This is a genomic window from Verticiella alkaliphila (genome assembly GCF_018904615.1).
Lineage (GTDB): Bacteria > Pseudomonadota > Gammaproteobacteria > Burkholderiales > Burkholderiaceae_B > Verticiella > Verticiella alkaliphila.
In genome coordinates, this window is the sequence record NZ_JADCNH010000001.1 from 83,941 (window position 1) to 105,627 (window position 21,687).

The following is a 21,687-nucleotide window of genomic DNA, read 5'->3' on the forward strand; positions in this document are numbered from 1 at the left end:
CAGCGCTGACGCGGCCTGTGCCTAGTCTTGCGCGTACCACCTGTCCTGCGCCAGCAGGATGCGGTCGTGCGTGCCGCCCGCCGGCATCATCGGAAAGCAGTTCTCCTGGGCGGTCACCCTCACGTCCAGGAAGAACGGTCCCTCCCAGGCTAGACAGGCCGCGAGCGCGGCATCCAGCGCCGACGGATCCTCGACGCGGGCCGCGCCCCAGCCGAAAGCCTTGGCCAGCGCCACGAAATCCGGCAGGGCCTCGTTGTAGCTATGGCTGCGGCGCCCGCCGTGATTCAGGTCCTGCCACTGCCGCACCATGCCCATGTGGCCGTTGTTGCACAACACCACCTTGACCGGGGTGTCGTGCTGGCGCGCCGTGGCGAGCTCCTGGATGTTCATGAGCACGGAGGCATCGCCACTCACGCACACCACGGTCTTGTCCGGATGGGCGACCTGTGCCCCGATGGCCGCAGGCAGGCCGTAGCCCATGGTGCCCGCGCCGCCCGAGGTCAACCATCGGCGCGGCACATCAAAGCCAAGATACTGCGCGGCCCACATCTGGTGCTGCCCGACGTCGGTAGAGACCACCGCGTCCCGCCCCGCCAAGTGCGCATCCAGCGTCTGCATCAGGTGCTGCGGCAGGATGGCGTCGGTCGCCGCGGTGAAGTCCAGGCAGCGCTCGGCGCGCCAGCGCGCGATCTGCGTCCACCAGGCGTCCAGCCGGCCCGACGCCAGGCGACCATGACGATGCGCCAGCGCAGCGTGCAACGCCACGACCGTCTCTGCGCAATCGCCGACGAGGCCCACATCCGTGGACACCACCTTGCCGATCGAACCAGGGTCCACGTCCAGGTGCACGATGCGGGCATCCGGACAGAAGCCATCCACTCGGCCCGTGATGCGATCGTCGAACCGAGCCCCCACGCACACGACCAAGTCCGCCCGATGCATCGCGAGGTTGGCTTGCAGGGTGCCATGCATGCCCAGCATCCCCAGGAACAGCGGATCCGATGCCGGGAACGCGCCCAGCCCCATCAGGGTCAACGTGCACGGCGCGCTGGTGGCGCGCACCAGCGCCGTGAACGCGGCGCACGCGGCGTCGCCGGCATTGATGAGCCCGCCACCACCGTAGAACACAGGTCGCCGGGCAGCGGCAATCAGATCGGCAGCAGCAAAGACATCCGTACTCGCCGCCCGCAGCATGCCGGTCGGCCGTGAGGCAGGCTTGGTCAAGGAGGCCAGGAGACTGCGCATGGCATCACTCGCCGCGCCGTCTGCAGGCCGACGATCACCGTCAATGTCAGCGCGAGCCCCAGCGTTCGGCCCGCCGGCCGTCGCAGCGTCGGGCATCGCGCTCTGTGGGGCCGAGGTGGAGACCACGGCGGCCTGCACGTCCTTCGGGACATCGACGAGCACGGGGCCCGGACGCCCTTGCTGCGTCAGGTCAAAGGCCGCGGTAACGACCGCCAACACGTCCTCTGCGCGACGCAGCTGCACATTCCCCTTGGTCACGGGCCGCGAGATCCCCAGGGCATCACACTCCTGGAAGGCATCCGTCCCGATGGCCGTGGTGGCCACCTGCCCGCTCACGCACAGCACCGGAATGGAGTCGCACAAGGCGTCGAGCAACCCGGAGGTCGTGTTCGCCATGCCCGGCCCCGAGGTCACGAAGACGACCCCCGTCCGGCCCGTGGAGCGTGCATACCCCTGCGCGGCGTGCACGGCCGCCTGCTCGTGACGCACGAGGACGTGGCGCAGGCGAGGCTCGTCGAACAAGGCATCGTAGAGCGGCAACACCGCGCCGCCGGGATAGCCGAACACGGTATCCACGCCGCGCGCGATCAGCGCATCCAGCAGAAGACGGGCGCCGATTGCAGGGACGCGTCATCAGTCGCTGTGGCACAGGTCAGGGCATCGTCGCCGGCCAGACGATTGGAGAGCGCGCCGGAGAAAGAGGGATTCATGACGAAAATTCTACGCACAGGCATGGAGAATTTCTGTCTTATTTCCTGGGCAAACGACGCTTTAGAGGAATATCATTCCTCGAACTTCCACAAGTGAAGAAAAATGACCCTAGACAAGTTCGACCTCGCCATTCTGGCCGCGTTGCAAAAGGATGGGCGCGCCAGTCTGGCGGACATCGGCGCAGCCGTCGGGCTGTCGTCCACCCCGTGCTGGAATCGCATCAAGCGCATGGAGGCCGCCGGTGTGATCCGGGGCTACACCATCGATGTGGATCCCGAGGCGCTGGGCTATCAGGACACCGTCATCGTCCACGTCACGCTGGAGAGCCACAGCGAGGAAACGCTGTACGAGTTCGGCCGCGCCCTCGCGGAGATCCCGGAGGTGCTGGAGGCCTTGTTGGTGTCGGGCGACTATGACTACTACATCCGGATCGCCGTGCGCGACACGCGCGATTACGAGCGACTGCTGCGCGAGAAGCTCTATCGCATTCCCGGCATCCGGCACAGCAAGTCGTCATTCGTGCTGCGGCGGCTGAAACAGGCGCGTCTGCCGCTCGCCTGATGCCCGCACGCCGTGCGCAAACCGCGTCGCGGCCGCGCACCGTATGCCCCCGCGCGTTGCGCCCGGGGGGCTTGCCCCGCCTCAGTGGTTTTCTTTCGCGTGGTTGATCGTGTAGCGCGGGATCTCGATGGTGAGATCGGTGCCGGCGATCTTGGCCTGGCATGACAGGCGCGAGGTGGACGTGAGGCCCCAGGCACGATCCAGGAGGTCTTCCTCGTCGTCAGTGGCCTCGTCCAGCGAGGAGAAGCCCTGGCGCACGACGACGTGGCAGGTGGTGCACGCGCACGAGAGCTCGCAGGCGTGCTCGATGTTCACACCGTGATCCAGCATGACACGGCAGATAGACACGCCCTGGGGCGCGTCATCAATGGTCTTGCCCTCGGGACAGACGTCGGGGTGCGGGAGAATCGTGATCTTAGGCATCAGGCCAGTTCGTCGAGTTTGCGGCCGGTCAATGCGGCCCGGATGCTGCGGTCCATGCGGCGCGCAGCAAAGGTGTCAGTGGCCTGGGACAAGGCCGCGATGGCCTCGCGGATGGCCTGCGTGTCGTCGCCCGCGGCCTTGGCCCGCAAGGATTCGCGTTCGGCGTCCAGTGCAGCACGCTCGGCCTCGTCCAGCAGATCGCCGTCGGCCGCCAGCGCAGCTGCCACGGCTTCATCGAGACGGCGGGCCTCGACCTGCTGCTCGCGCAGCGCGCGCGCCCGCATGTCGTCGTCCGCGCGGTTCATGCCGTCTTGCAGCATGGTGGCCACCTCATCGTCGGTCAGACCGTAGGAAGGCTTGACGCTGATGTTGGCCTGCACGCCCGTGCTCTCTTCGGTGGCCGTCACCGCCAGCACGCCATCGGCATCCACCTGGAACGTGACGCGAATGCGCGCAGCGCCCGCCACCATGGGCGGAATACCGCGCAGCTCGAAGCGCGCGAGCGAGCGGCAGTCGTCAACCAACTCGCGCTCGCCCTGCACCACGTGAATCGCCATGGCCGTCTGGCCATCCTTGAAGGTGGTGAACTCCTGGGCACGCGCCACGGGAATCGTCGTGTTGCGATCGATGACGCGCTCGACCAGCCCGCCCATGGTTTCCAGACCCAGGGACAGCGGGATTACGTCGAGCAGCAGCCAGTCTTCGCCTGGTGCGCCATTGCCAGCGAGCAGATTGGCCTGCATCGCCGCGCCCAGCGCCACGACCTGGTCCGGATCGAGGTCGATCAGCGGTTCGCGGCCGAAGAGTTCGCCCACGGCACGGCGCACGGCCGGCGTGCGCGTGGCTCCGCCCACCATCACCACGCCTGCCACGGCATCCGCCGCCAGATCCGCGTCGCGCAGCGTGCGGCGCACCGTCTGCAGCGTACGACGGATCAGCGGCTCGGCAAGTGCCTCGAAGGCAGCGCGGGTGAGCGTGTCATTCAGCTCGCGGCCATCGTCGAGCGTGGCGTGCAGCGCCGCCGATTCGACGCTGGACAGCTGCTCACGCGCCGCGCGCACCGCCACCTGCAGCGAGCGCAGCGCGCGCGGCGAGAGCGTGCCCAGCGCATGCCTTGCGATGAGGTCATTGGTCAGGACGTCATCCAGATCATCCCCGCCCAATGCCGTGTCCCCACCGGTGGCGATGACTTCGAACACGCCCTTGGACAGACGCAGGATCGAAATGTCGAAGGTGCCGCCGCCCAGGTCGTAGACGGCGTAGACGCCTTCCACACCATGGTCCAGGCCATAGGCGATCGCCGCGGCCGTCGGCTCGTTGAGCAGGCGCAGCACGTTCAGGCCTGCCAGACGCGCGGCGTCCTTGGTGGCCTGGCGTTGCGTGTCGTCGAAGTACGCGGGCACCGTGATCACGGCACCGACGAGATCGTCACCCAGCACATCCTCCGCACGCTGGCGCAGCTTGGCCAGGATCTGCGCGGAGACTTCCACGGGGCTGATCTCGCCGTGATCCGTGGCAATGCGCAGCATGCCGGGCGCCTGCACGAAACGATACGGCGTGCCCTCGGTGCGGGCATCGGCCGCGCTGCGACCCATGAAGCGCTTCACCGACACGATGGTATTGAGCGGATCTTCGCGCTGTGCAGCGAGCGCCGGCGCACCGATGTCCACCGCGCCACCGGCGCGATAACGCACGGCCGAGGGCAGCAACACCGCCCCGCTCTCGTCAGCCAGCACCTCGGCCGCGCCGCTGCGCACGGCAGCCACGAGCGAGTGGGTTGTACCCAGGTCGATCCCCACCGCCAGACGCCGCTGGTGGGGTGCCGGCGCCATGCCGGGCTCGGAAATCTGCAGTAAAGCCATAACAGTCCTCGGGTGGGGCCCTGCCCCGTCGTTGCGCGTGGCCGGCGGCGCCCACCCGGTCGTGAGTTCTAGTCGGAAGCGGCGTCGTCTACCTGATCCGCGAGTCGTTCGAGGAACATCCATTCCCGGATGCGCCCCACGGCCGCGGCCGCATCAGGCGGATCCGCGTCCAGAAGGCCCGCCACCGCGGACAGGACCTCGGCGCGCGCAGCCTGGATGTCGCGGTGCAAGCTGTCGAACGCGTCCGCCGTGCCTGCGCTGCGCGCGTCATCCAGCGCCTCGTGCCACTGCATCTGCTGCATGAGGAAAGCCGGCGCCATCGCGGTGTTGCTCTCGGCCTGGATGGGCGACCCATGCAACTCGCACAGATAGCGCGCCCGCGCGAGCGGCGACTTCAGCGTGCGGTAGGCCTCGTTCACCCGAGACGCCCACTGCATGGCCACGCGCCGCTCGGCGTCCGACGCCGTGGCGAAGCGATCCGGATGGACTTTCGCCTGCAGCTCGCGCCAGGCGGCGTCGAGCCGCGCGGCATCCACCTGAAACCGCCGGGGCAACCCCAGCAGCGCGAAATGATCGAGGTCTCGCCCCGAAGCGGAATCCTGGCGCACGATCAAACGGTGAAGGACTCGCCGCAGCCGCACTGCGCCTTCTCGTTGGGATTGTGAAAGCGAAAGCCCTCATTCAACCCTTCCCGCGTGTAATCGAGCTCCATGCCCGCCAGATACGGCAAGCTTTTCGGATCGATATACACCTTCACGCCGTGGCTCTCGAACATGCTGTCCGTCGCGTCGGCATCGTCGACGAACTCCAGCTTGTAGGCCAGGCCCGAGCAGCCGGTGGTCCGCACGCCCAGGCGCAGCCCGATGCCTTTGCCCCGCTTCTGCAGGTAGCGCTCGACGTGGCGCGCGGCGTTCTCGGTCAAAGCAATGGACATGGCTCCCCCTGCCTTACTCGGCGTTCTTGTTGCGGTAATCCTCGACCGCAGCCTTGATGGCGTCCTCGGCCAGGATCGAGCAGTGGATCTTCACAGGCGGCAGCGCGAGCTCCTGCGCGATGTCCGTGTTGCGGATGTGCAGCGCCTCGTCGAGCGTCTTGCCCTTGACCCACTCGGTGATGAGCGAGCTCGAGGCAATGGCCGAGCCACAGCCATACGTCTTGAAGCGGGCATCCTCGATGACGCCGCCAGCGCCGACCTTGATCTGCAGCTTCATGACGTCGCCGCAGGCCGCGCGCCGACCATGCCGGTGCCAACGCCGGATTCGTCCTTGGCGAAGCCGCCGACATTGCGCGGATTTTCGTAGTGATCGATGACCTTGTCGCTGTATGCCATGGTGTTCTCCTTAGTGTGCAGCCCACTGCACCGTGTTCAGATCGATGCCCTCTTGCGCCATTTCCCAGAGCGGGGACATGTCCCGCAGCTTGGCGATGCGCTGCTTGATGAGGTCGATCGCGAAGTCGATGTGCGCTTCGGTGGTGAAACGGCCCATGCTGAAGCGGATCGAGCTATGGGCGAGTTCGTCGTTGCGGCCCAGGGCGCGCAACACGTAGGACGGCTCCAGACTCGCCGAGGTGCAGGCCGAGCCGCTGGACACCGCGAGCTCCTTGATGCCCATGATGAGCGATTCACCTTCGACGTAGTTGAAGCTGACGTTCAGGTTGTGCGGGACGCGGCGCTCGATGTCGCCATTGAGGTAGACCTCTTGCATGTCCGACACGCCGTTCCAGAGACGATCGCGCAGCATGCGCACGCGCTCGTTCTCGGTGGTCATCTCCACACGGGCCAGACGGAAGGCCTCACCCATGCCGACGATCTGATGCGGCGCCAGCGTGCCCGAACGGAAACCACGCTCGTGGCCGCCACCGTGCATCTGCGCCTCGATGCGCACGCGCGGCTTGCGGCGCACGTACAAGGCACCGATCCCCTTCGGGCCGTACGTCTTGTGGGCCGAGAAGGACATGAGATCGACCTTCTGCGTTTGCAGGTCGATGGCGATCTTGCCCGTGGCCTGCGCAGCATCCACGTGGAAGATGATGCCCTTGTCGCGGCAGATCTCGCCAATCTGGTCGATGTCCTGAATGACGCCAATCTCGTTGTTCACCGACATCACCGACACGAGGATGGTGTCCGGGCGCAGTGCCTTCTTGAACACCTCGATGTCGATGAGGCCGTTCTCCTGCACATCCAGGTAGGTGACCTCGAAGCCCTGGCGCTCGAGTTCGCGACAGGTGTCGAGCACGGCCTTGTGCTCGGTCTTGACCGTGATGATGTGCTTGCCGCGCTCGGCATAGAAGTGCGCCGCGCCCTTGATGGCGAGGTTGTCCGATTCCGTGGCGCCGGACGTCCAGATGATTTCGCGAGGATCGGCATTGACCAGCGCGGCCACCTCGGCGCGCGCAGCCTCGACGGCCTCTTCGGCTTCCCAGCCGATCGCGTGGCTGCGCGAGGCCGGATTACCGTAACGCTCGACGAGCCAGGGAATCATCTTCTCCGCCACGCGCGGATCGACGGGCGTGGTCGCGGAGTAATCGAAATAAATCGGTTTGGTGCTCATACCGTCCTCAACGAATGCAATTCTGTGAAACGCCCTTGACCGCTCAACACGGTAGAGGCGACGCCGGCGTGGCAGCAGGGCCGGTGCGCTGCGTCATGCGGACCGAGCGGGCCTTGGTGGCCTCCTCGAGCTCGCGCATGCGCTGCTGATCGGCCAGATCCTGCAGGGACACGGAATCCAGGTATTCCAGCATCTTGCGATTGAGCGTGGACCACAACTCGTGCGTCATGCACTTGCCACGCAAGCCATCCGTACCGCGAGTGCAGTCCTTCTTGCCACCACAATCCGTGGCATCCAGGGGCTCGTCCACGGCGAAGATGATGTCTGCCACCGTGACTTCACGGGCCAGCCGGGCGAGCGAATAACCCCCGCCCGGCCCGCGCACGCTGTCCACGAGTTCGTGACGGCGCAACTTGCCGAAGAGCTGCTCGAGATACGAGAGGGAAATGTTCTGCCGTTCGCTGATCGCTGACAACGTCACCGGGCCGCTGTGCTGACGCAGCGCCAGATCGATCATGGCGGTGACCGCGAACCTGCCTTTTGTCGTTAGCCGCATGGTGAGAAATCCCCAACAATTTAGTCAAGTATACCAGGAACCCGACCAAATCACTAGGGAATACGGGCAAAAACATCGCGCCCTTGGGCGCGATATCGATACTCAGTGGCAGGAGCGATCAGGCAGCCTGATACTGCGTGGCACGCTTGCGCACCAGCTCCAGCACGCCCTGGCAGGCGTCGCCGACATAGTCGAGCGCCTTATTGAAGCCCTCCGGCCCGCCATAATACGGATCCGGCACCGTGGCCTCTTCGTATTCATTGGCAAAGCGCATGAGCAGCATCAGCTTGTGCTGATAGGCTTTCGGGCACTGCTGCTGGAGTGCAGCGAGGTTGTCCCAGTCCATGGCGAGGATGAGGTCGAAGTCGTGGAAATCTTCCGGCCGCACCTGACGAGCAGTGTGCGCGGAAATATCCAGGCCCCGTTTTCGTGCAGCGGCCAGTGCGCGAGCATCGGCGCTTTCACCAATATGGAACGCGTGAGTGCCGGCGGACTCGACACGCACCAAATCGGTCAACCCGGCCTCGTCAGCCATATGCTGGAACGCCATCTGCGCGCTCGGGGAGCGGCAGACATTGCCCATACTTACGAAAAGAACCTTGGTCATCATGGTGCAAAGTGTGAGGGAAAACCCGATATATTTCAAGCCTTTTTTATAGGCCAGACCGGTTTCGAGCATGCAACAGAACCTGTCCAAAAGGCCCATCCAGAACGGTTCGACCGCGAGCGACAACACACTGTTGCCAACCCGCGGCGAGTGGCAGTAATGCACTCCGAATCACCCCAAAACCAAGAACTTGCGGCTCCCGGATCGCACCATCATGGTGCATTCGACGTGACCCCTTCGATGGCCGCACCACCCGCCGCGCCAAACGCCTGCTGCTTGAGCTGGCCAAGCTGATCGCGCAAGCGGGCAGCCTGTTCGAACTCCAGATTGCGTGCATGCTCGAGCATGGCTTTCTCCAGGCGCTTGATCTCGCGAGCCAACTGCTTCTCGCTCATCGTGCCCGCCTGCGGCTCTGCCACCGCAGTGACCATGTCGTCGCCTGCCACCACACCGTCGATGAGATCGCGGATTTCCTTGCGCACCCCGGCCGGCACGATGCCGTTCTCGGTGTTGAACGCCATCTGCTTTTCGCGGCGGCGCCCGGTTTCGTCCAGCGCGCGATGCATTGAATCGGTCATCTGGTCGGCGTACAGGATGGCCCGCCCATTCAGATTGCGCGCGGCCCGGCCGATGGTCTGGATGAGACTGCGCTCGGACCGCAGGAAACCTTCCTTGTCCGCATCCAGAATGGCGACCAGCGACACTTCCGGGATATCCAGGCCTTCCCGCAGCAGGTTGATGCCCACTAGCACGTCGAACACGCCCATGCGCAAGTCGCGAATGATCTCGACCCGCTCCACGGTATCGATGTCCGAGTGCAGATAGCGCACCTTCACGCCATTCTCGGTCAGGTATTCGGTCAGGTCCTCGGCCATGCGCTTGGTGAGCGTCGTGATGAGCACGCGCTCCTGCAACTGCACGCGCGTGTGGATCTCGCCCAGCACGTCGTCGATCTGCGTGCTCGCCGGCCGCACTTCCACGATCGGGTCCACGAGCCCCGTAGGCCGCACCACCTGTTCGACGACCTGGTCCGCATGCTCCTTCTCGTACGCGGCCGGCGTGGCAGACACGAACACGCATTGCCGCATGCGGGTCTCGAATTCATCCAGCCGCAACGGACGATTGTCGAGCGCAGAGGGCAACCGGAAACCGTAGTTGACCAGGTTGAACTTGCGCGCGTGATCGCCCTTGTACATGCCGCCCAGCTGGCCGATGGTGACGTGGCTCTCGTCGATGAACATCAACGCATCCTGCGGCAGGTAATCGACGAGCGTGGGCGGCGGATCCCCCGGGCGGGCGCCTGAAAGATGCCGGCTGTAGTTCTCGATTCCCTTGCAGAAGCCGAGCTCCTGGAGCATCTCCAGGTCGAAGCGCGTGCGCTGCTCCAGGCGCTGGGCCTCCACGAGCTTGCCTTCGTCGTAGAACACCTTGAGCCGGTCACGCAGCTCGTCCTTGATGTTCTCGATGGCGCGCATCACCGTCTCGCGTGGCGTCACGTAGTGCGAGCCAGGATAGACCGTGAATCGTGGGATCTTCTGACGCACGCGCCCCGTGAGCGGGTCGAAGAGCTCGAGGGTCTCGATCTCGTCGTCGAAGAGACTCACGCGCACCGCGAGCTCGGCGTGCTCGGCCGGGAAGATGTCGATGGTCTCGCCGCGCACGCGGAAACTGCCGCGCGTGAAATCCACGTCGTTGCGGGTGTACTGCATGGCCACGAGCCGCTTCAAGATATCGCGCTGGCCGAGGTTGTCCCCTGTGCGCAGCGTCATCACCATGGCGTGGTAATCGTTCGGATTACCGATACCGTAGATGCACGACACCGTGGCCACGATGACCGTGTCGCGGCGCTCGAGCAGACTCTTGGTGGCCGAGAGGCGCATCTGTTCGATGTGCTCGTTGACCGAGGAATCCTTCTCGATGAAGAGATCGCGCGAGGGCACGTAGGCCTCGGGCTGGTAGTAGTCGTAATAGGAGACGAAATACTCGACCGCATTGCGCGGGAAGAACTCGCGCATCTCCGAATAGAGCTGCGCGGCGAGTGTCTTGTTGGGCGCAATGACCAGGGCCGGGCGCCCGAGCTGGGCGATGGTGTTAGCCATGGTGTAGGTCTTGCCGGAGCCCGTCACGCCCAGGAGGGTCTGGTACATGAGACCATCGCGCACACCCTGCACGAGGCCCTCAATGGCCCGCGGCTGGTCGCCTGCGGGCGGGTAAGGCTGGTAGAGCTGGAACGGGCTGTCCGGGTAACGAACGAAGCCGGAATCGGACATGCTAGACTCTTCGATTGAGACGCAACCGGCCATTTTCGCGCCGAAACTGCTGTATATCAAGCCAGTTCTTTGCGTCTTACATCCCGTTTCCTGCCCTCGCGTCCCGTACCCGCCTATGTCGAGCTCCCTTCTTTCCGCCATCGAAATGGCCCCCCGTGATCCCATCCTGGGTCTGAACGAGCAATTCAATGCTGATACTCGTTCCACCAAGGTGAATCTGGGCGTGGGCGTGTACTACGACGACCAGGGCCGAATTCCGCTGCTGCGCGCCGTGCGCCAAGCCGAGGCCGCGCGTCTCGAGGCCGCCGCTGCCCGTGGCTACCTGCCGATCGAAGGCATTGCTGCCTACAACCAGGCCGTGCAGAAGCTGCTGCTGGGCAATGACGCCAAGGCAATCGCCGAAGGTCGTCTGGTCACCGTCCAGGCCCTGGGCGGCACGGGTGCCCTCAAGATCGGTGCCGATTTCCTGAAGCGCATCAGCCCGAACGCCAGCGTCGCGATCAGCGACCCCAGCTGGGAAAACCACCGTGCCCTGTTTGAAGGCGCCGGCTTCCCGGTGGTGAGCTACCCCTACTACGACGCAGCCACGCACGGCGTGAAGTTCGACGCCATGCTCGAGGCCCTGCGTGCCCTGCCCGCGCAATCCATCGTCGTGCTGCACGCGTGCTGCCACAACCCGACGGGCGTGGACCTGACCGATGCCCAGTGGGCCCAGGTCGTCGACGTGGTCAAGGCTGGTCAGCTGACCCCCTTCCTCGACATCGCTTACCAGGGCTTCGGTGACGGCATCGACTCTGACGCCGCCGCCGTGCGTCTGTTCGCCGATGCCGGCGTCACGATGTTCATCAGCTCGTCGTTCTCCAAGTCGTTCTCGCTGTACGGCGAGCGCGTCGGCGCCCTCACCATCGTGGCGGGCTCTGGCGACGAGGCCAAGCGCGTGCTGAGCCAGGTCAAGCGCGTGATCCGCACCAACTACTCCAACCCGCCGACGCACGGCGGCACGGTGGTGGCCTCGGTGCTGAACGAAGCCGCGCTGCGCCAGGAATGGGAGACGGAACTCGCCGAGATGCGTGACCGCATCCGCCTCATGCGCAAGGAGCTGGTCGAGAAGCTCGCCGCCCACGGCGCCAAGCAGGACTTCAGCTTCGTGCTGCAGCAACGCGGCATGTTCTCGTACTCCGGCCTCACGGCCGACCAAGTCGAGCGCCTGCGTGAAGAGCACGGCATCTATGCCGTGGCCACCGGCCGCATCTGCGTGGCCGCGCTGAACAGCCGCAACATCGACAACGTCGCCAAGGCGATCGCCGCCGTCCTCTGACCCCGGCCGACGCTTCGTCAACAGGCCCCGGCGCGCAAGCGTCGGGGCCTTTTGCTTGCCCGCGGGTCAGGCGCGACGCGGCCACCATCGGTGGCGCGTGAGCAGCAGCAGCGTCACGCCCATCGACACCGCGAGACCGGCCCCCAAGGCAGCCAGAGGCGGCCAGGTGCGCAGCGTCAGGGCAAGACACAAGCAGAAGCTGCCCAGGGCCAGCGTGCCCAGCAACGCCGAATGCAATGTGGCCGCCACGACCGGCCCGCCCATTTGCTGGTGGATCGTGAGCGCCATGACCGTGAAGCCGATCGGGAACGCCATCAGCAGCCCGGCGTCAGCGGGACCGAGCCAGGATGCCGCGGTGGTCACGGCTGCGACCAGCAGGCCCGCGAGGCCGCCACGCACCAGCAAGAGCACGACACCGGCCTTGCCCTTGGCACGGGGTGCCGCAGGCACGAACGGCCCCCCGATGCGCCAGGCAAGCCAGGTCGCCAAGGCGAACAGCGCCCCACCCGCGAGCGGCCACGCAGGCGCCTCGCGAAAGACCAGCGCCCCACAAGCCCAGGCGGAGAGCGCGGCCAGCAGCGACACCGCCGGACCGCGCCGGCTCGCGGCCACGATGTAGGCGAGCAAAAAGCACTGCGTCGCGCACAGCGAGAGCAGCGCGTACGCGGCTGCGTGCGCGGCGAAATCAGCCGGCGCCTGATGGGCGAGAAAAAAGAACCCGGGTCCCAGCACGATGGGCAGGCCCGCCAGGGCACCACCGATCCTCGGCCCCAAGGCGCCCACAGCCCAGGAGATCGCCACCACCACCGCCGCGGTGGCGGCCATGCGCACAAGCATCGCCACCACCGGCACATCCGCCCACCACGAAGCCAAGCCCACGCCCCTTCTAACGAGAATGCCGCGCTTCGACCAACTGTCGGGTCATGGCAAGAAATCGCTGGTTGCTCGCCGCCACGCCGAACCCGGCGGCGCGCGCCAGCCCCGCCGCCACGCTCTCGCGCCGCAGCGTCTCATCCGTGACGGCCCGTACGAGCGCCTGCGTGAGGGCCGTCTCATCGTCCACCGGCACGAGCAAGCCGATGCGCCCGCCCTCCAACAGATCGCGCGGCCCGACAGGGCAGTCCGTGCTCACGGGCACACAGCCCATGGCCATGGCCTCGATGAGCACATTGGGAGAGCCTTCGTGTCGGCTGGCGAGCACCAGCGCCCTCGCCCACCGCATCCAGCGAAACGGATTGCGCTGCACGCCCGTGAAGAGCACCGCGTCCCCGATCCCGAGCTGCGCACATCGCGCTTCCAGCGCCGCACGGTCTGGGCCCTCTCCCACGAGCACCAGGCGATACGGCAGATCCGGCCGCTCGCGCTTCAGGCGTGCCCAGGCAGACAACAGCAGATCCAGGCCCTTGGTGCGCATGTCCAGGCGCGCCACGCAGACGACGTACTCGCCCGCGATGTCCGGCGGCCCATCGCGCACCGCCTGGCGGCGCATCGACTCGAGATCGAATGCGTTGGGCAATTCGAACACCGCACGCAAGGCGTCGCCATACAGCCCGCGCGCCTGAGCCTGCATGGTCGGGTTGAGCATGGCGACGCCGTCGTAGCGGGCGAGATCCGCCCCCACCCGGCGTGCCTTGGCGGTACGTCGCGGCCAGAACGCGAAGTGCCGCACCCCGACGACAGGCACCGGCATGCTGGCCACGGCCTTGCGCAAGGTGAGGTCGAAATCCACGAGGATGTCGTACTGCGCCGCCAAGGTGCGCAAGCGAGCATGGATCTCGCGTCGCCCCCGCAAGGCCATGCCCATGCCGAGCAGCATGCGCCCACCCGCAGACAGCGCGTGGTCGCGCCGGCGCTGATGCAACGAGACGAGCGCGCCGGGCGCGAGCAGCGTGTGCAGTGTCACGTCCTGCGGCAGGCGCTGCTGATAGACGTCGAGTTCGCGTGTCGGCAGGGCCACCGAGACGTCAACGTCGAACTGGTTGCGATCCAGCGCGCGCAGCCAACCCAGCAGGGCATTCTCGATGCCGCCCACGCCGATCTGCCGGATGTGGAACAGCACCCGGTAACGCCGGGGCGGCGCAGGCGGCGTGCTCAATACCGCACCTTGTCATACAGTGGCCCGAGCACCCGGTGACGCGCGAGAAAAAGACGCCGACGCAGCCACGCGGCCGGCTTGTCCTTGGCCGTGATGCGATGAATGTGGGCCGGTGACGTGCCGGGCACGTTCTGGCCGACCGGATCCGTGGTGTAGAGGTGCGAGAAGCCCTGCGCCTGCGCCTCGGCCACGTAGTCGGCATCGAAGTAGCCCTGGGGCCAGCACAGGTGCTCGGAGACGCCGCCCAGGCGCGCCTGCAGCGCGGCGCGCGAGGCCGCGATGTCCTCGCGGATCCGCTCGCGCTTGACCTCGGCCGGCGTGCCTTGCAGATCCCAGCGGGTGTGGGTGTGACTGTGGAAGTCGAAGGTGCCGGCGGCCTGCATCGCCTCGACTTCGCTCCAGCGCAGCATGACGTCGTCTGCACGCCCGGCGGTCACGGCGGCCTCGCACTCGTGATGGCTGGGCGTGGCCGGCAGCACGCCCTGCTCGCCCGCATGGGCGCGCACCGGTCCGTCACCGAGCTGGCCGGTGATGATGAACAGCGTGGCGCACAGGCCGTGCTTGGCCAGGATCGGGTGGGCGTAGACCCAGTTGTCCAGATAGCCGTCGTCGAACGTGAGCAGCACGGATTTCTCCGGCACGGGTTCGCCTGCCAGGAAACGGGCAAAACCCGCTGCATCCAGCGTGGTGTAGCCCGCACCCGCCAGCCATGCGACGTGATCGGCAAAACGCTCGGGCGTGATGGTGATCATGCCCGGTGTCGGCGAGACATGGTGGTACATCAGAACAGGGACGGTTCGAAACGGCATGGCGTCAGATAGCGCGAGAGGGCTCGGGCCGGCACAGAGCCAGCAGGATGGCGGTCATGCCCGCATAGAACGCCGCGTTCATGGTGATGGCGAACATGGCTTCCGTCAGGCCGAACACGGCAAAACCGGTGACGAGGCACACGCCCATGCATCCCGCCACGCAGACCTCGCGTCGCGGTGAGCGGGCCGCGCGCACGAAGACGGCCAGCGGTGCCAGGTAGATGGCGAGCAGCGCGAGCAGTCCCGGCACACCCAGCGACGCCATCGCCCACAACACGTCGCTGTGCGAGTGCGTGAACTCGGCCACGGCTTCGTTGACCTCACCGCGGGCGGCTCGCGCCTGGAATTCGCTGCGGATGTTCTGAGGGCCTACGCCCGTCCACGGGTGGGCCGAGAACATGTCCACGGATGCCTGCCAGAACTGCATGCGCAAGCCGATGGAGGAATCGTCGCGCTGCCCGTGCGCGTAATTTGCGAGTTCTGTGCCCGCCTGCTCGACGCGTTCCTGGACCATGTCGCTGCCGCCATAGACCGCACCGAGCAATACGACGGCACTGCCGAGCACGGCGAGCTTCAGGCGCCAGTGACCGCGCCAGACGAACAACAGCGCAAGGACCAGCACGGGCACGGCGACCCAGCCGCCGCGTGACTGCGATACGAAGGAAGCGACCAGGCCCGCGGCACCGGCGAGCAGCTTGAGCGGCGCCTCGATGGCCGAACGCGTCAGCCGCCAGCCGAGCGACAGCCACGCGAACACCCCAAGCAGCAGCGCCAGATTGCCGAAGGTGATGGCCGTGGCGAACCCCGGCGTGGGGCGCACGTCACCCACCCAGGCATGTGTGAAGACGCCAAGCGCGGCGGCACCGGCCACGGCGCCGAGGCACATGCCCCACTGCACGTGCCGCAGCAACGGCCGCGGGCACCGGGTGAGCCACCAGACGACCAGGCCGACGGCCGCCATGCGTGCGGGCGAATCGAACGGCCGATCGGCATAGTCGCCCGTGAACACCTGGCTGGACAGCACCGCGAGAAAGGGCAGCATCATGGCCACGCTGGCGAGCCCATAGACGGCGCGGAACTCGGCGCGGGACAGCCCGCGGTCGTGCGGCGTGCGGGTGAGCAGCAGCAGGCCCACCAGGCTCGTCAGCACGAGCAGGAAGTAACTCGCGTTCGTGCCGCCGCGCACACCGAGCGACAGCATGGGCAAGCAGATCGCCGCGACGAGCGTGACGTACCACACCACGCGCACGGTTGTCGGCGCCGGTGCAGACAGCGCGTTCCTCGCGGCATGATTGCCCGCGACGCTGCCAGTGAGTACGGGCTTTTCAGTGACCATCATCAGGCTTGCCTTCGGAGCCCGCTTTGGGCGAGGACGTGAGGAACATCAATTTGGCGTAGCGCGAGAAGGTGCCCATGGCGGACACCGTGGCGAGGACGAAGCCGTGCCGGCCGTCCAGGAACCCGCGTCGGATCACGTACATGCGGATGAACGTCCAGGCGCCGTGCCCAATGGCCGTGCCGAGCGATGCCCGCTTGCCGCGCGCGTGCGCGGCCAGCGCCCCGTCGATGGCGTAGCGGTTCATCTTGGCGAGCGCGCTGTCGAGCGTGGGGTGCGTGTCGTGCAGGAAGTGGGCACGCAGTCGCCCCACGCTGCCCTGCACGAGCACCTTCTCGTGCACCCGCGCATCGGTGAAACGCCCGGCGTCGCGGCGGAAGAGCCGAAGCACGCGATCCGGCCACCAGCCGCCGTGGCGCATGTAGCGACCACAGAAATTGGACAGCCGCGGAATCTCGTAGCCCGCATGGGTAGGTGCCGCGAGCACCGCCTGGATCTCGGCCGCGAGCTCGGGCGTGACGCACTCGTCGGCGTCGATCGACAAGACCCACTCACCCCGGGCGAGATCCAGCGCGCGATTCTTCTGCGGGCCAAAGCCCGGCCAATCCGGGTGCGACACCACCCGCGCGCCGCAGGCCTGCGCACGGGCCACCGTGTCGTCCTCGCTGCCCGAATCCACCACCACGATCTCGTCGGCGAAGCTGACCGACGCGAGGCAGCGCGCGATCGATGCGGACTCGTTGCGCGTGATGACGATGACCGACAGGCGCGGCACCGCCTCAATACTCGAGTTGGACACCCGGCGCCCCTGCCCACTGCGTGAGTTGATCAATGAGCACATCCGGCACGCGTACGCGCCAATCGTCGCTCAGGCGCACGACGCAGCGCGCCGAATCGCTCGTGTAGGCCACCTCCACCGGCGTGCCGGGAATACCGTTCTCTGGCTCGGCGCGATACGGATTGAGGAGCTCGCGCAGGCGCTTCGCGTCGGCATTGCCGTTGAGCGTGATGCGCAGCGCGCGCAGGCGACTCTCGCGTGCCAGCTGCAGGTCGTAGATCGAATCGGCGACGATGCGCATGCCACCCGAATATTCGTCGTTCGAGACCTTGCCCTGCAGGATGATGAGCTGATCCACGCGCAGGCGTGCCCGGTGCATCTCGTAGAGCTCGTTGAAGACCGAGATCTCCAGCTGCGAGGAGCCGTCGTCCAGAACGGCAAACACCATCTTGCCGCGCCGGGTCATCTGCACGCGCACGTCGGCCAGGATGCCGGTGAGCCATTGGGGATCGCGCGAGGGCTGCAGCCGCGCGAGCGGCGTGGGCGCGATGCGCCGCGCCTCTTCCTTGTAGAAGTCGAAGAGGTGCCCGCCGAAGTAGTAGCCAAGCGCCGTCTTCTCCTGCATGAGCTGTTCGCGCATGTCCCAGGGGGGCACGGTGGCCAGCTCCTGGTTGAGCGACTCGGCGACGTCGTTGTCGCCGAAGAGCGAGACCTGGCTGGCCGCGCGCGCCGTCTGCTCCGCCGCTTCGATGGCGCTGCCGAGCGTGGCCAACAGGGCAGCGCGGTTCGGCTGCAGCGCGTCGAAGGCGCCCGCACGGATCAGCGCTTCGATCGTGCGGCGGTTGACCTGATGGCGATCGACACGGCGGCAGAAGTCGAAGAGATCGGTGAAGCGGCCATTGCCGCGCTCGCGCAGGATCTCCTCGACGGCACCCTGCCCCGTGCCCTTGACCGCGCCCAGGCCGTAGCGGATGGTACGGGGCGGGCGGCCAGCGACCATGTGCTCGTCGTGCACGGGCGAGAAGCGATACTGCGATTCGTTCACGTCCGGCGGCAACACTTTCACGCCGTTGGCCAGCGTGTCGGCCCAGAAGATCTGGACCTTGTCCGTGTCGTCCATGTCCGAGGACAGGGTCGCGGCCATGAACTCGGCCGGATGGTGGTACTTCAGCCAAGCCGTGTGATAGGCGATCAACGCGTACGCGGCGGTGTGGCTCTTGTTGAAGCCGTACTCCGCGAACTTCTCCATCAGGTCGAAGAGCGTGACGGCAAGCTGCTTGTCGTAGCCCTTCGCGGCCGCACCGTCCTGGAAGAGCTCACGGTGCTTGGCCATCTCCTCGGGCTTTTTCTTGCCCATGGCCCGGCGCAGCATGTCCGCGCCACCGAGCGTATAGCCGCCGATGATCTGCGAGATCAGCATCACCTGCTCCTGATACACGATCACGCCATACGTGCTCTTCAGGACAGGTTCCAAAGCATCGTCAAAGTACTCGGCGCGCGCGCGGCCGTGCTTGCGGTTGACGAAGTCGTCCACCATGCCCGAGCCCAGCGGGCCCGGACGGTAGAGTGCCAGCACGGCGATGATATCTTCGAAGTTGCTGGGCTTGAGCTTCTTCAGAAGCTCCTTCATGCCGCGCGATTCCAGCTGGAACACGGCGGTGGTGTTGCCGTCGGAAAGAAGCTTGTACGAGCCGCCATCGTCCAGCGGCAGGGTCATCAGGTCCAGATCGGCCCGCCCCGGATTGAACTCGCGCACATAGCGCACGGCCAGTTCAAGAATCGTGAGGTTGCGCAGGCCCAGGAAGTCGAACTTCACCAAGCCCACGGCCTCGACGTCGTCCTTGTCGTACTGCGACACCGCGCTCGATTGCTGGCCCGGCTGGCAATACAGCGGGCAGAAATCCGTGAGCTTGCCCGGCGCGATCAGCACGCCCCCGGCGTGCATGCCCACGTTGCGCGTCAGGCCTTCGAGCGGCTTGGCGAGATCGATCAGGGCGCGCGCCTCTTCCTCGTTCTCGTAGCGCTCCTTGAAGGCAGGCTCTTCGGCCAACGCGCGATCGAGCGACCACGGATCGGCCGGATTGTGCGGGATGAGCTTGGAGAGCCCATCGCAGAAGAGATAGGGCATGTCCAGCACGCGGCCGGCATCACGCACCACGGCCTTCGCGCCCAGCGTACCGAAAGTGGCGATCTGGCTCACGGCCGCCCGCCCGTACTTCTCTTTCACGTACTCGATGACGCGGTCGCGATTGTCCTGACAAAAGTCGATATCGAAGTCGGGCATGGACACCCGCTCCGGATTCAGGAAGCGCTCGAACAGCAAGTCATAGCGGATCGGATCCAGATCCGTGATGCCCAGGCTGAACGCCACCAGCGAGCCTGCGCCCGAACCCCGGCCGGTCCCACCGGCACGCCGTTGTTCTTGGCCCAATTGATGAAGTCCGCCACGATCAGGAAGTAGCCCGGGAACCCCATGTTGATGATGGTGTTGCACTCCAGGTGCAGGCGGGCGTAGTACGCCTCGCGGTTGGCCTCGCGCTCGGCCGGATCCTTGAAGAGCTGCTCCATGCGCGTGGCCAGGCCCTCCTCCGACAGCTGGATGAGGTAGTCCGACAGCGGCATGCCGTCCGGCGTCGGGAAATCCGGCAGCCGGGGTTTGCCGAGCTCCAGCGTGAGATTGCAGCGGCGGGCGATCTCCACGGTGTTGGCCAGCGCCGAGGGGATATCCGCGAAGCGCTCGGCCATCTCGTCCGAGGACATGAGGTACTGCTCTTCCGAGAAGCGGCGCACCCGGCGCGGATTGGCGAGCAGTTCGCCTTCGGCGATACACACCCGCGCCTCGTGCGCCCGGAATTCGCTACGGTCCAGGAACTGCACCGGGTGGGTGGCGACCACCGGCAACCCAGTCGCCTGCGCGACGGCCACGGCGCCCCGCACGTAGGCCTCGTCGCCTTCCATGCCGCCGCGCTGCAGTTCGACGTAGTAGGCGCCCGGAAACACCTGCGCCCAGTGGCGGGCGCTGGCCTCGGCGGCGGCACGGTTGCCCGCGGCCAGGCAGGCGCCCACGTCGCCATGGCGTCCACCCGAGAGCGCGATCAGGCCCTCGGCACGCTCTTGCAGCCACTCGCGCCGCAGCTCGGCACGGCCGCGATGCTGATTGGTGAGGTAGGCCTGGGTGAGCAGTTCGCACAGGTTCAGGTAGCCCGCGTGCGAGCGCACCAGCAGCAGCATGCGATGGGGCTGATCGCGGTCAGCCTCGTTGGTGATCCAGACGTCACAGCCGGCGATGGGCTTGACCCCCTTGCTCCGGGCCTTCGTGTAGAAGCGGATCAGGCCAAAGAGGTTGGACAGATCGGAAATGGCCACGGCAGGCTGGCCCAGCTCGGCCACGCGGGCGACCAGATCCGGGATGCGCACGATGCCATCGGACACCGACATTTCGGTGTGCACGCGCAGGTGGACGAAGGGAACGGGAACGGGGGACTCGGACATGGCCAGGATTGTAGCCCGGGGCCCGGGCGGCGGCATCGGGCAACTGGGCTACACTGCCCCTCCCCTGTCAGCCAGCGCCATGACATCGCCCGCCTCCCCCTACGTCGGCCGCTTCGCCCCCAGCCCGTCCGGGCCGCTGCACCTGGGCTCCGTGGTGGCTGCGCTCGCCAGCTGGCTCGATGCCCGCGCGCATGGCGGACGCTGGCTGGTGCGCATGGAAGACGTGGACGGGCCGCGAACGGTGCCCGGCGCCGACCAGGTGATCCTGGCCCAGCTCGCCGCACTCGGGATGACGAGCGACGACGACGTCATCTACCAATCGTCGCGACACGCGGTCTACGAGGCCGCCCTTGCTCGCCTCACGGCGATGGGGCTCATCTACCCCTGCGGCTGCACCCGCCGCGAGATCGCCGATTCCGCACCGATCCACGCGGTCAGCGGAGAACGCCCCTATCCCGGCACTTGCCGCACGGGCCTGCAGCCCGGACGCGGACCCCGCGCGTGGCGCGTACGCATGCCGGCGGGGGTGCACTGCTTCGAGGATCGCTGGCTGGGCCGGCAATGCCAGGACGTCGCCCGCGAAGTCGGCGACATCGTCCTGCGCCGCGCGGACGGTCAATGGGCCTATCAGCTTGCCGTGGTGATCGACGACGCCGATCAGGGCGTGACCGACATCGTGCGTGGCGCCGACCTGCTGAGCTCGACGGCACGCCAGCAGGTCCTGGGACAGACCCTGGGCCTGCCCTTGCCGCGCGTCATGCACGTGCCCTTGATCGTGGATACCGATGGGCGCAAGCTATCCAAGCAGAATGGTGCGCCTGCGGTGGACACGCAGGCTCCGCTGGTCGCGCTGCAGGCAGCCTGGACGGCGCTCGGCTTTGCCCCCCTGCCGGATGCGTCCACGGCAGCGGCGTTTCTGACGCAGGCCACCGACGCGTGGCGACTGCGCTGGCACATCCACCCTTGCAGCGCCTGACAAGCCGGCCGTGCCCCCACCGTCCGACCGCTCGGGCCACTAGCCGCGGCGTATGCGCTCGGGGCGTCGTCGAATGCAGCACCTCACCGTTGTGCC

The 21,687-nt window shown here is 66.6% G+C and carries 18 protein-coding genes and 2 pseudogenes; 3 read left to right on the top strand and 17 right to left on the bottom strand.

Annotation, left to right across the window (positions count from 1 at the left end):
• Window positions 1-21: 21 nt before the first annotated feature.
• Both ilvB and IMZ29_RS23020 read right to left on the bottom strand, forming a co-directional pair.
• On the bottom strand, window positions 22-1,821 hold the full coding sequence (ilvB, locus tag IMZ29_RS00450) for a biosynthetic-type acetolactate synthase large subunit (protein ID WP_371820051.1): 1,800 nt from the start codon (window positions 1,819-1,821) through the stop codon (window positions 22-24).
• A gap of 11 nt (window positions 1,822-1,832) precedes the next feature.
• The gene (locus IMZ29_RS23020) at window positions 1,833-1,955 is read right to left on the bottom strand and encodes a hypothetical protein (protein WP_256445136.1); all 123 of its coding nucleotides are present in this window, start codon (window positions 1,953-1,955) and stop codon (window positions 1,833-1,835) included.
• 103 nt (window positions 1,956-2,058) lie between these two features.
• Between IMZ29_RS23020 and IMZ29_RS00455 the strand changes: the two genes are divergently transcribed.
• Window positions 2,059-2,517, top strand: a complete 459-nt coding sequence (locus IMZ29_RS00455) for an Lrp/AsnC family transcriptional regulator (RefSeq protein WP_216179123.1) — start codon at window positions 2,059-2,061, stop codon at window positions 2,515-2,517.
• A gap of 81 nt (window positions 2,518-2,598) precedes the next feature.
• Here IMZ29_RS00455 and fdx read toward each other — a convergent pair whose 3' ends face one another.
• The 9 genes and pseudogenes from fdx to uvrB form a co-directional block, all read right to left on the bottom strand.
• Window positions 2,599-2,940 (bottom strand): ISC system 2Fe-2S type ferredoxin, encoded by a 342-nt coding sequence (fdx, locus tag IMZ29_RS00460; protein ID WP_216179125.1) that lies wholly within the window; start codon window positions 2,938-2,940, stop codon window positions 2,599-2,601.
• Entirely contained in the window at window positions 2,940-4,802 is a 1,863-nt protein-coding gene (hscA, locus tag IMZ29_RS00465; protein WP_216179127.1) for a Fe-S protein assembly chaperone HscA, read from the bottom strand. The genes fdx and hscA overlap by 1 nt, the downstream gene beginning before the upstream one ends.
• A gap of 68 nt (window positions 4,803-4,870) precedes the next feature.
• Window positions 4,871-5,410, bottom strand: a complete 540-nt coding sequence (gene hscB, locus IMZ29_RS00470; RefSeq protein WP_216179129.1) for a Fe-S protein assembly co-chaperone HscB — start codon at window positions 5,408-5,410, stop codon at window positions 4,871-4,873.
• 2 nt (window positions 5,411-5,412) lie between these two features.
• A complete protein-coding gene (gene iscA / locus IMZ29_RS00475; protein ID WP_216179131.1) occupies window positions 5,413-5,736 on the bottom strand; it encodes an iron-sulfur cluster assembly protein IscA in 324 nt (107 codons plus the stop codon).
• 13 nt (window positions 5,737-5,749) lie between these two features.
• Window positions 5,750-6,132: pseudogene (iscU, locus tag IMZ29_RS00480) on the bottom strand (Fe-S cluster assembly scaffold IscU).
• 10 nt (window positions 6,133-6,142) lie between these two features.
• Window positions 6,143-7,354, bottom strand: a complete 1,212-nt coding sequence (locus IMZ29_RS00485; protein ID WP_216179134.1) for an IscS subfamily cysteine desulfurase — start codon at window positions 7,352-7,354, stop codon at window positions 6,143-6,145.
• Window positions 7,355-7,397: 43 nt separating this feature from the next.
• Entirely contained in the window at window positions 7,398-7,910 is a 513-nt protein-coding gene (locus IMZ29_RS00490) for a Fe-S cluster assembly transcription factor (protein ID WP_216179136.1), read from the bottom strand.
• 118 nt (window positions 7,911-8,028) lie between these two features.
• Complete coding sequence (locus tag IMZ29_RS00495; protein WP_216179569.1) at window positions 8,029-8,520, bottom strand: low molecular weight protein-tyrosine-phosphatase; 492 nt, start codon at window positions 8,518-8,520, stop codon at window positions 8,029-8,031.
• A 209-nt stretch (window positions 8,521-8,729) separates the two neighbouring features.
• On the bottom strand, window positions 8,730-10,787 hold the full coding sequence (gene uvrB, locus IMZ29_RS00500; RefSeq protein WP_216179138.1) for an excinuclease ABC subunit UvrB: 2,058 nt from the start codon (window positions 10,785-10,787) through the stop codon (window positions 8,730-8,732).
• Window positions 10,788-10,902: 115 nt separating this feature from the next.
• On the opposite strand from uvrB, the gene IMZ29_RS00505 reads away from it, so the two are divergent.
• On the top strand, window positions 10,903-12,105 hold the full coding sequence (locus IMZ29_RS00505; protein ID WP_216179140.1) for an amino acid aminotransferase: 1,203 nt from the start codon (window positions 10,903-10,905) through the stop codon (window positions 12,103-12,105).
• A 66-nt stretch (window positions 12,106-12,171) separates the two neighbouring features.
• Here the strand turns inward: IMZ29_RS00505 and IMZ29_RS00510 are convergent, their stop codons facing one another.
• The 6 genes and pseudogenes from IMZ29_RS00510 to dnaE form a co-directional block, all read right to left on the bottom strand.
• Window positions 12,172-12,978, bottom strand: a complete 807-nt coding sequence (locus IMZ29_RS00510; protein WP_253206620.1) for a hypothetical protein — start codon at window positions 12,976-12,978, stop codon at window positions 12,172-12,174.
• A 13-nt stretch (window positions 12,979-12,991) separates the two neighbouring features.
• Complete coding sequence (locus IMZ29_RS00515) at window positions 12,992-14,200, bottom strand: glycosyltransferase (RefSeq protein ID WP_216179142.1); 1,209 nt, start codon at window positions 14,198-14,200, stop codon at window positions 12,992-12,994.
• Window positions 14,197-15,009 carry a polysaccharide deacetylase family protein gene (locus IMZ29_RS00520; RefSeq protein WP_216179144.1) on the bottom strand — a complete coding sequence of 271 codons (813 nt, stop codon included), beginning with the start codon at window positions 15,007-15,009 and terminating at the stop codon, window positions 14,197-14,199. Before IMZ29_RS00520 ends, IMZ29_RS00515 begins: the two co-directional genes overlap by 4 nt.
• A gap of 4 nt (window positions 15,010-15,013) precedes the next feature.
• Complete coding sequence (locus IMZ29_RS00525; RefSeq protein WP_216179146.1) at window positions 15,014-16,348, bottom strand: O-antigen ligase family protein; 1,335 nt, start codon at window positions 16,346-16,348, stop codon at window positions 15,014-15,016.
• Window positions 16,335-17,144 carry a glycosyltransferase family 2 protein gene (locus tag IMZ29_RS00530; protein ID WP_371820052.1) on the bottom strand — a complete coding sequence of 270 codons (810 nt, stop codon included), beginning with the start codon at window positions 17,142-17,144 and terminating at the stop codon, window positions 16,335-16,337. The genes IMZ29_RS00525 and IMZ29_RS00530 overlap by 14 nt, the downstream gene beginning before the upstream one ends.
• Window positions 17,125-20,615, bottom strand: a pseudogene (gene dnaE, locus IMZ29_RS00535) (DNA polymerase III subunit alpha). The gene IMZ29_RS00530 and the pseudogene dnaE overlap by 20 nt, the downstream one beginning before the upstream one ends.
• A 79-nt stretch (window positions 20,616-20,694) precedes the next feature.
• On the opposite strand from dnaE, the gene gluQRS reads away from it, so the two are divergent.
• A complete protein-coding gene (gene gluQRS, locus IMZ29_RS00540) occupies window positions 20,695-21,591 on the top strand; it encodes a tRNA glutamyl-Q(34) synthetase GluQRS (protein WP_216179573.1) in 897 nt (298 codons plus the stop codon).
• Window positions 21,592-21,687 lie beyond the last annotated feature (96 nt).